The sequence below is a fragment of the Curtobacterium sp. 18060 genome (genome assembly GCF_902706105.1).
GTDB lineage: Bacteria > Actinomycetota > Actinomycetes > Actinomycetales > Microbacteriaceae > Curtobacterium.
In genome coordinates this window covers 117,208-129,950 of record NZ_CACSJV010000001.1, presented here as the reverse complement: position 1 = coordinate 129,950, position 12,743 = coordinate 117,208, and the positions used below count along the sequence as shown (strand labels likewise).

Annotated in this window: 10 protein-coding genes; 5 read left to right on the top strand and 5 right to left on the bottom strand. The window is 72.5% G+C overall.

Going from position 1 to position 12,743, the window contains the following annotated elements; genetic code table 11:
* Positions 1-7: 7 nt before the first annotated feature.
* Positions 8-4,225 carry an FtsK/SpoIIIE domain-containing protein gene (locus GVL05_RS00640; protein ID WP_159570352.1) on the top strand — a complete coding sequence of 1,406 codons (4,218 nt, stop codon included), beginning with the start codon at positions 8-10 and terminating at the stop codon, positions 4,223-4,225.
* Positions 4,226-4,313: 88 nt separating this feature from the next.
* Here GVL05_RS00640 and GVL05_RS00635 read toward each other — a convergent pair whose 3' ends face one another.
* The 3 genes from GVL05_RS00635 to GVL05_RS00625 are packed head-to-tail and all read right to left on the bottom strand — an operon-like array spanning position 4,314 to position 7,896.
* Positions 4,314-6,317: a serine/threonine-protein kinase gene (locus GVL05_RS00635; RefSeq protein WP_159570349.1), complete on the bottom strand. Its 2,004-nt coding sequence runs from the start codon at positions 6,315-6,317 to the stop codon at positions 4,314-4,316.
* Positions 6,318-6,373: 56 nt separating this feature from the next.
* Positions 6,374-7,213 carry a mycothiol synthase gene (gene mshD, locus GVL05_RS00630; RefSeq protein ID WP_159570346.1) on the bottom strand — a complete coding sequence of 280 codons (840 nt, stop codon included), beginning with the start codon at positions 7,211-7,213 and terminating at the stop codon, positions 6,374-6,376.
* On the bottom strand, positions 7,213-7,896 hold the full coding sequence (locus GVL05_RS00625; RefSeq protein WP_123293289.1) for a winged helix-turn-helix domain-containing protein: 684 nt from the start codon (positions 7,894-7,896) through the stop codon (positions 7,213-7,215). The genes mshD and GVL05_RS00625 overlap by 1 nt, the downstream gene beginning before the upstream one ends.
* A 185-nt stretch (positions 7,897-8,081) precedes the next feature.
* Here GVL05_RS00625 and GVL05_RS00620 point away from each other — a divergent pair, with 185 nt between their 5' ends.
* The 3 genes from GVL05_RS00620 to GVL05_RS00610 all read left to right on the top strand — a co-directional run bounded on the left by GVL05_RS00620 (position 8,082) and on the right by GVL05_RS00610 (position 10,197).
* Complete coding sequence (locus GVL05_RS00620; RefSeq protein ID WP_123936868.1) at positions 8,082-8,363, top strand: hypothetical protein; 282 nt, start codon at positions 8,082-8,084, stop codon at positions 8,361-8,363.
* 137 nt (positions 8,364-8,500) lie between these two features.
* Positions 8,501-9,103, top strand: coding sequence for an FABP family protein (locus GVL05_RS00615; RefSeq protein WP_159570343.1), 603 nt, complete (start codon positions 8,501-8,503; stop codon positions 9,101-9,103).
* Positions 9,103-10,197 carry a folate-binding protein YgfZ gene (locus GVL05_RS00610; RefSeq protein WP_159570340.1) on the top strand — a complete coding sequence of 365 codons (1,095 nt, stop codon included), beginning with the start codon at positions 9,103-9,105 and terminating at the stop codon, positions 10,195-10,197. The genes GVL05_RS00615 and GVL05_RS00610 overlap by 1 nt, the downstream gene beginning before the upstream one ends.
* 208 nt (positions 10,198-10,405) lie before the next feature.
* Here GVL05_RS00610 and GVL05_RS00605 read toward each other — a convergent pair whose 3' ends face one another.
* Positions 10,406-11,179, bottom strand: a complete 774-nt coding sequence (locus tag GVL05_RS00605) for a class I SAM-dependent methyltransferase (RefSeq protein WP_159570337.1) — start codon at positions 11,177-11,179, stop codon at positions 10,406-10,408.
* A 45-nt stretch (positions 11,180-11,224) separates the two neighbouring features.
* On the opposite strand from GVL05_RS00605, the gene GVL05_RS00600 reads away from it, so the two are divergent.
* Positions 11,225-11,971 (top strand): phosphoglyceromutase, encoded by a 747-nt coding sequence (locus GVL05_RS00600; protein WP_123293294.1) that lies wholly within the window; start codon positions 11,225-11,227, stop codon positions 11,969-11,971.
* Positions 11,972-12,158: 187 nt separating this feature from the next.
* Here the strand turns inward: GVL05_RS00600 and GVL05_RS00595 are convergent, their stop codons facing one another.
* A complete protein-coding gene (locus tag GVL05_RS00595; protein ID WP_159570334.1) occupies positions 12,159-12,698 on the bottom strand; it encodes an AAA family ATPase in 540 nt (179 codons plus the stop codon).
* Positions 12,699-12,743 lie beyond the last annotated feature (45 nt).

Sequence of the window (12,743 nt, the reverse complement as noted above, 5' to 3'; positions counted from 1 at the left end):
CGCGAGCATGCGCCTGTTGATCGAGCTCGACGACCGACGTGATGCGGTCGAGGTCGACGGGTGGTCCGGCGCATCCTCGCTCGGGGACCTCGTGTCCGCGGCCATCGGCCTCACGCTCGAACCCGGCACCACCCTGGCGGTCGACGGGCACCGCACCAGCGTCGACACCCCGCTCCGGGACCTCGTGCTGCTCGAGGGATCCCGCATCGGACGAACCCCCGAGGAGCGTCCGCTCGGCACCGACGGCTGGACCGTCACGCTCGCCGGCGGGCTCGAAGCCGGGCTCGTGGTGCCGGTCTCTCGTGGGCGGAAGCTCGTGGTCGGAAGGGCGCCGCAGGCCGACGTCGTGCTCCCCACCGAGAGCGCGTCGTGGGAGCACTGCACCGTCGAGCGCGAGGACGACGGTGTCCGGGTGCGCGACGCGGGATCGACGAACGGCACCGTCATCGCCGGGGAGCGCATCGATGCCGAGGGGGTCCTGCTCACCGGGACGACGAGCGTCATCGTGGGCGGGGCCGTGCTGCTCGTCCGGCCGGCGCTCGACGAGGTGCCCGTGCCGGCGGCCGGCTCGATGGCGAACCTGACCCCGGCGGCGACGGCGCCGTTCAACCGTCCACCGCGCGCCGGACGGACCTCCGACGCCGAGACGGTCGTGCCGCCCGGACGCAAGGACGTGCCACCGGCGTCGAAGTTCAGCTGGATCACCGTCGCCGCGCCCCTGGTGCTCGCCGGGGCGATGGTGCTCCTGCTCGGCGACGCACGGTTCGCGCTCTTCGCCCTGCTCTCCCCGGTCACCGCGATCGGCATGTGGTTCGAGCAGAAGCACCGCCGCGCGAAGAACCTGAAGGAGGAGGACACCCGCTTCGCCGAGGCCGTGGAGTCCTTCCGCGGTGAGATCTCCGAAGCCGCGGCCGTCGAGGCCGCCCGCCGCCAGGAGCTCGTGCCCGATCCGGCGACCGTGGTGCGGCGAGCCGAGCTGCCGACCACCCTGCTGTGGCAGCGCCGCTCGGATGACGAGGACTTCCTGAGCCTGCACGCCGGCACCGGGGACGCTCCCTGGCGGCCCGAGGTCGACCAGCGTGCAGCGTCCGCGAAGCTCGAGGACGAGGCGAAGGCCGCCATCGCCGACAGCCGTCTGACGGCCGCGCCGGTGGTTGCCGACCTGTCCGACGCCGGCGTCGTCGGGATCGTCGGCGACCGTCAGGGCGCCCTCGCCCTGGCGCGCAGCCTGCTCACGCAGGCCACCGTGCACTGCGGTCCAGCGGACCTGACGGTGGGCGTCTTCTGCGACGCGGGCCGCGCGGAGGACTGGGGGTGGGCCTCCTGGCTGCCGCACGCGCGTGTGGCGGGGAGCAGTACCGGCGCCCGCTGGATGTCGGCGCAGCGCGACCAGAGCGCGGCGATGCTCCGTGGCCTGCGGGAGTCGCTCGACGAGCTGCCGACGCCGAACCTGCTCGTCGTGGTCGACTCCGAGGTGCTCACCGAGGGACGGGATGCTCCCGCCCGCAACCTGCTCGGCCAGGGCCGCTCGGTGCCCGGGCAATCCCTGCGCCCGGGGGAGCGACCACGCCGGGTGAGCGGGATCGTCATCGCGACGAACGAGCAGCAGCTCCCCGCCGCCTGCACGTCGATCATCACGGTCGGTGCCGATGCCGCCGCCACGGTCTACCGCCCAGAGGACCGCACCCGTGTCGAGGACGTCGTGCTCGCCGGCCTCAGCGTCGAGACCGCCGAGCGCAGTGCCCGGAGCGTCGCCCACTTCGACGATCCTGAACTGCTGGTGCCGGGGGCGTCCTTGCCCTCGCTCGTCCGCCTGCCCGAGCTGTTGTCGAGCGAGGGGATCCGCACGGCGTGGGACGCCCGCACGGGCTTCTCGACCCCGATCGGCTCGTCCGAGAGCGGTGTGCTCGAGATCGACCTGGTGCGCGACGGCCCACACGGCCTGGTCGGCGGCACGACGGGTTCGGGCAAGAGCGAGTTCCTCCGGTCCCTCGTGGCCGGGCTCGCCGCGCGGAACGACCCGACACGCTTGAACTTCCTGCTCGTCGACTTCAAGGGCGGTGCGGCCTTCGCGGCGTGTGAGCGCCTCCCGCACACCATCGGCACGATCAGCAACCTCGACGAACAGCTCGCCGACCGTGCGATCAGGGCACTCGAAGCTGAACTCGAACGACGCCAGCGGGTGTTCGCCGCAGCCGGAGCCGACATCGACAACCTCGATGCCTACCTGGCGACGAAGCCGGTCGAGCCGATGCCGCGGCTCCTGCTGGTCGTCGACGAGTTCGCGATGCTCGCGAAGGACTTCCCGGACGTCCTGACGTCGCTCGTCAGCATCGCGGCCGTCGGCCGAACGCTCGGCGTCCACATGATCCTCGCCACCCAGCGGCCGGCCGGTGTGGTGAGCGAGGACATCCTCGCGAACACGAACATGCGGGTCGCCCTGCGGGTGCAGAGCCGCGAGGACTCGACGAACGTCATCGGTGTCCCCGCCGCAGCCGGGATCGGTCGACAGCAGACCGGCCGCGCCTACGTGAAGCTCGGGCAGGACGACATCACCCCGGTGCAGACCGCTCTGGTCACCGGCCGAGCCCGTGACGAGCGTGCCGAGCAGCCGGTCTCGGTCCGGCCGACGGATGTGTTCGGTGTCCCGGCGCCGATGCCGGCACCGGCGCCGACCGCGTCGGACGTCACCGACCTCGACCAGCTCATCGAGGCGATCGGGCAGGCGAACGAGGCTGCCGGGTACGCCCCGCCGCGTCCGATCTGGCCCGAGGCGCTCGGCGACCGCGTCGAGCTCGCCGCCCTGACCGACGGGCGATCCACGACGGTGCCCGTCGCGCTCGCCGACGACCCGGACCACCAGCGCCAGGTCACCACCGGATGGGACCTCGACGAGGGCAACCTCATGCTCATGGGCATCCCGGGCAGCGGGACGAGCACCGCGCTCGCCACGATCGCGCTGCAGCTCGCGGCAGCGTCGAGCCCCGACGAGCTCGACCTGCTGGTGCTCGACATGGGTCCGGGGGACCTCGCCCCACTCGCGCAGTTGCCGCACACGACGGCCTACGTCGGCTCCGGTGCGGGTGCGGGGGAGCTGCAGACGCGGTTCCTGCGGCACCTCCGCGTCGAGCTCGAGCGTCGTCGTGCGGCACCCGGTGGACGCCGTGCCGTCGTGCTCATCGACGGCCTCGCCGCCCTGCGCGACGAGTACCAGGACTTCGAGGGGCAGCAGCTGCTCGACGCGCTCTACCGGGTGTACGCCGAGGGACCCGCGCTCGGCATCTCCTTCGCGGTCTCGACGACGCGCGCGAAGGCCGTGCCGTCGGCGATGGACGAGGTCACCACGCAGAAGTGGATGTTCCGCCTCGCGGACCCCTACGACTACGCGTCCATCGGGGTCCGCCCCAAGGACGTCCCGCCGCCGGTGCCCGGCCGCTTCATCGACTCGACCATGCGGCTGCAGTCGCACGTCGCGACCCCGGACGTCCCGCTCGCCGAGGCCGTCACCCGGATCGCGGACACCCGTCCGGGCAGCAGCCGGAAGGCGAGTGCCGTCGGTCGGCTGCCCGATGCCGTGCTCGTGGACGAGCTCGGCGCCGGAGCGGTGTTCGCGGGTGAGCCCTGGCGGATCCCGATCGGCATCGCGGAGGACGATCTGCAGCCGGCGTCGGTCGAGGTCTACGACGGCGAACACGTGCTGGTCGCCGGCCCGGCCCGGTCCGGCAAGTCGAGCGTGCTCCTCGCCGTCGCCGAGCTCGCGCGGACAGCCGAGGGCGTGCGTCCGGCCGTGTGGGCGATCTGTGACCGCCGTTCCCCGCTCGCCTCCGGTTCCTTCGACCGCATCGCCGTCGGCCCTGACGAGGTCCCGGCCCTGTTGGCCGGGCTCCGGCTCGAACGCGGTCCGGTGCTGCTCTTGATCGACGACGCGGAGCGGTTCGAGGACGGCGACCAGGCCATCGCGACGCTGCTCACGACCGAGCGCCCCGGACTGTGCGTCGTGGCGGCCGGCCGGTCCGCTGACCTCCGGTCGATGTACAGCCACTGGACCCGTTCGGTCCGGAAGTCCCGGTGTGGTGTGCTGCTGCAGCCGGACGTCGACTACGACGGCGAGCTCCTCGGCGTCACGCTGCCGCGTCGCGCGCCCGTCGCGCTGACCGTCGGCCGCGGCTACGCCGCTTCAGGCGGGACCGTCCGTCTCGTGCAGACCGCGTCTGCTGTCAGCTGACGGAGACGCCGAGACCGTCGACCTGGAGGCCCGTGGCTGCGTCCGCCACGGACGGCAGGATCGACCCGCAGTCACGACCAGAGCGCGCTCAGTCGCGCGTCGTGATCCCGAAGGGCGAGCTCTCGAGGTTCGTGAAGTTCCCCACCGTCGCCCGCACCGTGCACGACGGCGCGACCGACAGCGCCGTGACGACCAGCCCGTCGGAGGACACGGCCAACGCCCCCGAGCAGCCGTCGGCGAACCGCACGCCGGACTCCCCGCCGGCCACGTCGACGAGCATCTGCGACGGGCGTCCCGTGGCGGGACTGCGGTAGAGCGGGTTGAGCTCGTCGGCACCGTTCGGCCACACCGGCACCAGGGTGACCGGCAGGGCCGTCTGACTGACCGTGCGGTCGGGCGTGCGGACCTCGACGCCCTGCAGCCGCTGGACCGGGTAGGCGGTCCCGCGCACCGAGTCGTCGCTCACGGCAGCAGTGGTCGCCTCGCCGACACTGTCGAGCCACGTCTGCAGCGCCGCGCCGTCCGTGACGGAAGCGAGCGGCACCGAGGCCTCGACCGTGACGTCGCCGCCGGCGGGAACCTCGACCCCGGACAGGGCCCAGGCGCACGCGGTATCGACACCAGTCAGCGAGGGCTGGTTGCGCTTCGCCGAGATGCCCTCGCCGGACCAGGTGACCGCGGGGCAGGACGCCCCCGAGCGGGAGCCCGGCACGACTTCGAGGAACGGACCGGTGAGGGCCGACGCCTGCGCCGCGTACGTGACGCGCAGGTCGACGGTGCCCTTCGCGGGGTCGATGGTCGCGCGGCGGGTGGTGGCGAGGCCCGTGGGCAGTGGGCGGTCCTGCTGGTAGGCGTTGGCGGCCTGTGCGGTCGCGGTGCCGGCGCCCGGCGTCTTCCGCAGCGCACCGGGCAGCCACACGACGCCACCGACGACCAGTGCGGCCACGAGCACGACGCCGATGCCACCGAACAGGAGCGCACGGTTCGTCAGCCACTCGGGACGGGCGAACCGACGCGCCGGTGGGGGCTCGGCAGCGGGGGCGGCCGGCAGCGGCTGTCGGGCCATCGGCCGGATGACGGTCTGCGATCCGGCCGGGCCCAGTTCCGGAGCCGGCCCTGCCAGGGCTTCGTCCTCTAGTACCCCGGTGTCATCCCGATCAGCATCGCGCTCGGGACGGACCCCGCGGACCACGGTGGCGGGCCGCTCGACCTCGTCGAACGCGTCCGGGTCGCTCGTCGCGGCCAGCGCAGGGGCCGAGGCGAGGGACCGGGCGAGTCGCCGCAGGGTCGCCGCGGCGTCCGCTGCTGCCGGACGGCTGTTCGGGTCCTTCGTCAGCAGGGCGGACACCGCGGACCACAGCGCACCGGGCACGTCGAGCGGCGGTGGGTTCGAGGTGACGTGCCGGTACGCCACGGCGAAGTCCGTGCCGGGCCCGGCGAAGGGCGTGCGGCCGGACAGCAGCTCGTAGAGCATGACCCCGGCGCCGTAGACGTCCGCAGCGGGACCGGCGCGGCCGTGGCTGATCGACTCGGGCGCCATGTACTGCGGCGTGCCGAGGAGCCCGGTGGTGGTGCGCTCACGCTCGGCGACGACCGACGCGATGCCGAAGTCGGTGACCCGGACGTCGCCCGTCGCACCGGCGGCCCAGGGGGTCTGGAGCAGCACGTTGTCGGGCTTGACGTCGCGGTGGGTCACGTCGCGCTCGTGCGCCGCGGCGAGGGCGTCGAGGGTCTCGGCGGTGATCGTCAGAGCGTCCCGCGGGGTCAGCGGACCGTTCGATGCGAGCAGATCGCGCGCGGACCCACCGGGCACCAGGTCCATGACGATCGCGAGCCGGTCGCCCTCGACGACCAGGTCCCGCACCCGCACGATCGAGGGGTGCTGCAGCGCGAGGAGCACCGAACGCTCGCGGACGAAGCGTTCGACGATCTGCGGGTCGGCGGCGAGCTCGGCACGGAGCAGCTTCGCGGCAACGTGCTCGCCGGTCGCGGTGTGCTCGGTGCGCCAGACCTCGCCGGTGGCACCGGTCCCGAGCAGCTCGACCAACCGGTACGACGCACCGAGTGGCTCACCCTGACCGTACTGCGCCACTGCGTCCCCGACTTCCCGATTCCCCCGCTGGCCGACCCCTCGCCGACCACGCAATGTTACCGGCCGGTCGGCGCCTCCGCCTGCTCCGGCGCGGCGTACTGCACGTCGATCGCGTACTGCTCGAACCCGGACCGTCGGTAGAGCGCCAGCGCGGGTTCGTTGTCGCCCTCGACGTACAGTGCGGCGGCGGTCAGCCCGCGGCCGCTGAGCCGAGCGGTCCCCGCGCGCATGAGCACCCCGCCGAGCCGCTGTCCCTGCAGGTCGGGCCGGACGGCGACGGCGTAGAACTCGCCGATGCCGTCCTCGACCTTGAGCCAGCACGAGCCGGCGAGCTGCCCCGAGGCGTCGCGGAGCAGCAGCAGGTCCTCGCCGGAGAACCAGGCGTCCGATTCGCGGGCGTGCAGGTCGTCGAGCGTCATCCGGCCCTGCTCGGGGTGGTGCGCGAAGGCCGCGGCGTTCAGGGCGAGCCAGTCGGCCTCGTCCTCGGTGCCGGGTCGGAACGCGGACAGGCTGTACCCGGCCGGCACGTCGGCAGAAGCCGCGTCCGGAGAGGGCCCGGCTCCGTCGATCGGCGCCCGGAGCTGCAGCAGTGTCCGGACCGCGCGCCAGCCGAACCGATCGGCCAGGGCCCGCGCTGCGGGGTGGTCCCCGTGTGCCCAGGCGAGCACGGGAGCGGCCCCGCCGCCCAGCGCGAGCGCCTGCGTGACGAGGCCGGTGCCGGTGCCGCGACCACGGGCCTCCCGGTCGACCACGAGTTCCAGCTCGCCGTCACGGACCGCGGCGACCCCGTCGTCGACGGCGAGGACGGTTGCGCGCCCGGCGCGGACGTCGACCAGGGTCTGGTCCGAGAACGGCGGTGCTTCACCGGGCACGACGAACCGTGCGAGGTCCGGCACTACTGGCCCATCAGGCGCTCGGCCTCGTCGTCGTAGACGTTGAAGCGGTACCCGACGTTGCGGACGGTGCCGATGAGCGACTCGAGGTCGCCGAGCTTGGCGCGGAGACGTCGGACGTGCACGTCGACCGTGCGGGTGCCACCGAAGTAGTCGTAGCCCCAGACCTCGCTGAGCAGCTGCTCGCGCGTGAAGACCCGGGACGGGTGCGTGGCGAAGAAGCGCAGCAGTTCGAACTCCTTGAACGTCAGGTCGAGCGGCCGGCCGCGGACCTTCGCCGAGTAGCTGGCCTCGTCGATGACGACACCCGACGCCTGGATCTTCGAGCTGGACTGCCCCTTGGCAGCACGGCCCGCGGACAGCCGGATGCGGGCGTCGATCTCGGCCGGGCCCGCGCTCTCGAGCACCACGTCGTCGACGTTCCACTCGCTGTTGACGGCGGTCAGGCCACCCTCGGTCACGACGAGCACGATGGGCGTCGTCGAGCCGGACGAGGCCAGGATCTTGCACAGGGCCTTCGCGCTGACCAGGTCGGTGCGGGCGTCCACGAACATCAGGTCGCTCTGCGGCGCGTTGACCAGCTGTGCGGCCTCGGCCGGCACGTGACGGATCCTGTGGCTCAGGAGACCGAGGCTCGGCAGGACGTCGCCGGGCGCGGTCGAGGTGAGTACCAGGAGCTGTGCCACAGGACCTCCGCAGGTGGATGACGTCGTGGACACATCCTAGTGATGCTCGGGAAGTCCTCATCCGGCCGGACGGTTTGCGCGGCAACCCGCAAGCGCGCGCCGGGCGCGGAGCCGCTGCGCCTGCGCGCCGGGCGCGGAGCCGCTGCGCCTGCGCGCCGGGCGTGACCCCTGTCATGATGGAACGCGTGACCCAGCCAGTGCAGCCCACCGACCAGCGGCGCCTCAAGCTGACGTCCGTCCTGCCGGTCTGGATCCTGGCCGTCGTCGGGGCGGTGCTCGTCCTGACGCTCGCCGAGCGCGACGCCTTCGCCTGGCTGCTGCTCGTGTTCGTCGCCTGCGTGATGGTGAGCTTCGTGCTCCAGCTCATCACCGCGACGAAGGACGGGCTGGTCGAACGGATCAGCATCGCGTCGTCCGGTGCCTTCGTCGTGGTGCTCGTCACCGCGGTGGTGCTCCTGGCGCGTTGAGCCGAGCCGCGTAGACTCCGGGGCATGGATTCGCTGCTTGCGCTCGAGCTGTTCTACGTGGGCCTCCTCGGCCTGGCGTCGCTCGCGATCGCGTTCATCTCGGTCGTCGTCGTCGTGAAGCTGTTCAAGGGTCAGCGTTGATCGAGCTCCCCGAGGGCCTGGCGCCCGAACTGGTCCCGTTGTCGTGGCTCGTCGGCGTCTGGGAGGGCACCGGCGCCGTGGAGTACCCCGTCGGTGACGAAGAGGCGCCCCGCACCTACGAGTTCGGCCAGCGCGTGAGCTTCAGCCACGACGGCCTGCCGTACCTCAACTACTCGTCCACCACGTGGTTGCTCGACGACGACCACACCCCGCTCGCCGCCGAGATGGGCTACTGGCGGATCGACCGTCCGACCGAGCCCGGCGACCGCGGCCCCGCGATGCTCCTGGGTGAGGGACCGACGCCGTTCACCACCGTCGAGAGCGTCGAGGCGCTGCGCAACACCACCGACGGCTTCGACGTCGAGGCCGCGATCGTGCACCCGACGGGCGTCAACGAGCTCTACGTCGGCCGCGTCCTCAAGGGCCGGATCGACCTGGCCACCGACGCCGTGATGCGCTCGCCGAACGCGAAGGACTACTCCGCCGCGACCCGCCTGTACGGCCTGGTCGAGGGCAAGTTGTTCTGGGCGTGGGACATCGCCGCCCTCGGTCGCGAGCTCACCTCGCACGCCTCGGGGCAGCTCGCGAAGGTCGACTGATGTCGGCGTTCGCGGTGCGCGACGGCTTCGTCGCGGCATCTGATGCGCCCGGCGCGCCCGCAGCCCACTTCGGCAACCCCCTGGGCGAGCAACGGCTGCTGGCCCGTGGCCGCGCGGTCGTCGAGCTCGGTCTCGGCGTGGTCACCGTCTCCGGCCCGGACCGCCTGTCGTGGCTCAACTCGATCACCTCGCAGCAGCTGACCGGCCTGCCGACCGACGTCAGCACCGAGACCCTCGTCCTCGACCAGTCCGGCCGGGTCGAGCACGCCGCCCGCGTGGTCGACGACGGTGCGGTCGCGTGGCTCCTCACCGAGCCCCAGGACGCCGCACCGCTCGCCGCCTGGCTCGACTCGATGCGCTTCATGCTCCGGGTCGAGGTCGCCGACCGTTCGGCCGACTTCGCGACCCTCGGCTGGTTCGGCGAGGCCGCCCCGTTCGCGTCGACCGTCCTGCCGGACCCGCCCGTCGTCGAGTGGGTCGACCCGTGGGCAGCCGTCACGCCCGGTGGGTGGAGCTACGCCGCCCAGGAGGCCCACCCCGGCTCCGACTGGACCCTCCGCATCGCCGTGGTCACGCCCGGCACCTCGGCCGCGATCGCTGCGTCGGACGAACCCGTCGCGGGGCTGCTCGCGTACGAGGCACTGCGGATCGCCGCCTGGCGTCCGACGCTGTCCGATGCCGACGAGCGCACCATCCCGCACGAGCTCGACTGGCTCCGCTCCGCCGTGCACCTGACGAAGGGCTGCTACCGCGGGCAGGAGACCGTCGCGAAGGTGCACAACCTGGGCCACCCGCCGCGTCGGGTCGTGCAGCTGCACCTCGACGGCTCCGACGCCGTGCTGCCGGCTCCGGGCACGCCCGTGATGCTCGGCGACAAGGAAGTCGGGCGACTGTCGGCCTCGGCGGTCCACCACGAGCTCGGCCCGGTCGGACTGGCCGTGGTCAAGCGTTCCCTCGACCCCACCGCGACGCTGACGCTCATCGCCGACGACGTCGTGGTGACGGCGGCGCAGGAGACCATCGTCCCGCCGGAGGCCGGCGCCACGGCGAACGTCCCGCGGCTGCCCCGGCTCGGAGCCGTCAAGCGCTCGTAGGCTCCGTCCGGCGGTCGTCGGTCGCCTGGTGTGCGCGCAGGTTTCCGACAGACCACGAGTTGATCGACTGGTGTTCCGTCGGGTGATGCGCACGCATCGTGTGCGTGTGCATCTTCCGACAGTGCACGCGGTGATCGACTCGTGGATCGTCGCCAATCCGCCGCCGCCGCCGTGGCGCAGTCCCGCCGCCGCGCCGCCGCCGCCCCCGTCAGGCGGGCTCGACCACGTCCCACGGCACGCTGAGCTCGCCGAGCCGCCACCTCGTCGGCCCATGCAGCACCGGCCACCCGCGGTCGCGCATGCCCCGCACCGTGGCGATCCACCGCTGCCGGGGCCCGTACGTGCCGAGCGGCGCCGCGACCGCCCACGACAGGTCGAGGTCGCGCAGGAACGCGTGCACCCGCTCACCCGGCACGTTCCGGTGGATGAGCGCCTTCGGCAGCCGTTCGGCGACGATCGACGGCACGTCGAGTCCGGCGAGCCGCAGCGACACCGTGAACGACACCGGTGCGTGCTCGTCGAGCGTCACCCACGAGGCCACCCGCCCGACCTCGTTGCACGTCCCCTCGACCAGCGCGCCGCCGGGCTGCAGCCGGTCCTGCATGATCCGCCACGACCCCACCACGGCGGACTCGTCGTACTGCCGCAGCACGTTGAACGCCCGGATCACGGCCGGTCGGCGGTGCCCGGGCGTGGGCGTCTCGAAGCCGCCGAGCCGGAACGTCACACCGTCGCGGGTGCCCGCGTTCGCGAACGCCACGCGTGCCGGTTCGATCTCGATGCCGGTGACCTCGACGTCCGGACGCACCAGGGCCAGACGGTCGCGCAGCTCGAGCGTCGTCGTCGGCGAGGCCCCGTACCCGACGTCGGCGACCAGCGGGTCGTCGGCCTTGCGGAGCGCCGGCAGCGACGCGATCCACCGGTCGACACGACGGAGCCGGTTGTACCCGGTCGTCCCGCGCGTCACGTTCCCGATGGGCATGACGTCAAGGGTACGGGCCTGCCGACGCTCGGTAGACTCGGCAGCATGACCTCCACGCTCGTCCTGCTCCGTCACGGAAACAGTGACTGGAACCAGAAGAACCTGTTCACCGGTTGGGTCGACGTCCGGCTCAGCGAGCTGGGCGAGAAGGAGGCGAAGCGCGCCGGCGACCTCATCGCCGAATCGGGCATCGTCCCCGACGTCCTGTACACCTCGCTCCTCACCCGCGCGATCCAGACGGCCGACATCGCGTTGCTCCAGGCCGACCTCGCCTGGCTGCCGGTCAAGCGCGACTGGCGCCTCAACGAACGCCACTACGGCGACCTGCAGGGCAAGGACAAGGCCCAGACGCTGGCCGAGTACGGCGAGCAGCAGTTCATGGAGTGGCGCCGGTCGTTCGACGTCCCGCCGCCCCCCATCGCCGACGGCGCCGAGTGGTCGCAGGCCGGTGACCGCCGCTACGCCGACCTCGGCGACCAGCTGCCGCGCACCGAGTCGCTCAAGCTCGTGATCGACCGGCTGCTGCCCTACTGGGAGTCGGACATCACGAAGGACCTGGGCGAGGGCAAGACCGTGCTGGTCACCGCGCACGGCAACTCGCTCCGCGCGCTCGTCAAGCACCTCGACGACATCTCCGACGACGACATCGCCGGGCTGAACATCCCGACGGGCATCCCGCTGGTGTACGAGCTCGACGACGACTTCCGTCCGACGAAGCCGGCGTACTACCTCGACCCCGAGGCCGCTGCCGCCGGCGCTGCCGCCGTGGCCGCCCAGGGCGCCAAGAAGTAGCACCGCACGCACGAACGCCCCGCCCGGTCTCCGGGCGGGGCGTTCGTCGTTCTGCTTGTGGGGCCGCGAAAGCGACAGTGTGCCGCGAACGTTCCGCCGACTCCTGTCGCTCTGCCGGGAGGAACGGATCACCGCACCGCCGACGTGTCGCTTCGGCGGGGCGGTCGGCTCCTCGAGCCTCGGCTGGTCAGACGAAGTGCGACGCGATCTCCTGCACGAGGGCCCCGACGTCGTAGGGCTTCGTCGTGTCGACGCGGACGACGGGGAGCAGCCCGGTCGGTGCCGCGGTGGGGCCGAGGGTGTCCCAGGTGTCGATGATCGATGCCAGGTCGCCGTGGACCTCGTGCCGGATCGGAGCGTCCGGCTCGTAGCGGTCGCGCAGGCGTTCGTCGGCCGTCGCGCGGTCGACGTGGCACCAGACCTCGACGGCACGCGGCGAACCGGCCGTCAGGAGCCCGGCGGTCAGGAAGTCCCGGCTCTCCGGGGTGACCCAGACGGCGTCCAGGACGACCCCGTTCTCGACCGCGCCGGCCATCGCCCACACGGTGTCCATCGCGATGCCACCGAGCGGACGCGACGCGATCATCGGCCCGACGATGTCGGCGAGGGGCTCCTTGATCCGGTCCTTCGACAGGAACGGGCAACCGAGCACCTCGGCCAGCGCAGCGCCGATCGTGCTCTTGCCGGAACCGGGCATGCCGTTGACGATGATCGCGACCTGAGCCATGCGTCGATCCTCGCAGACCGCGCAACCGCGGTCAGACCACGGCGC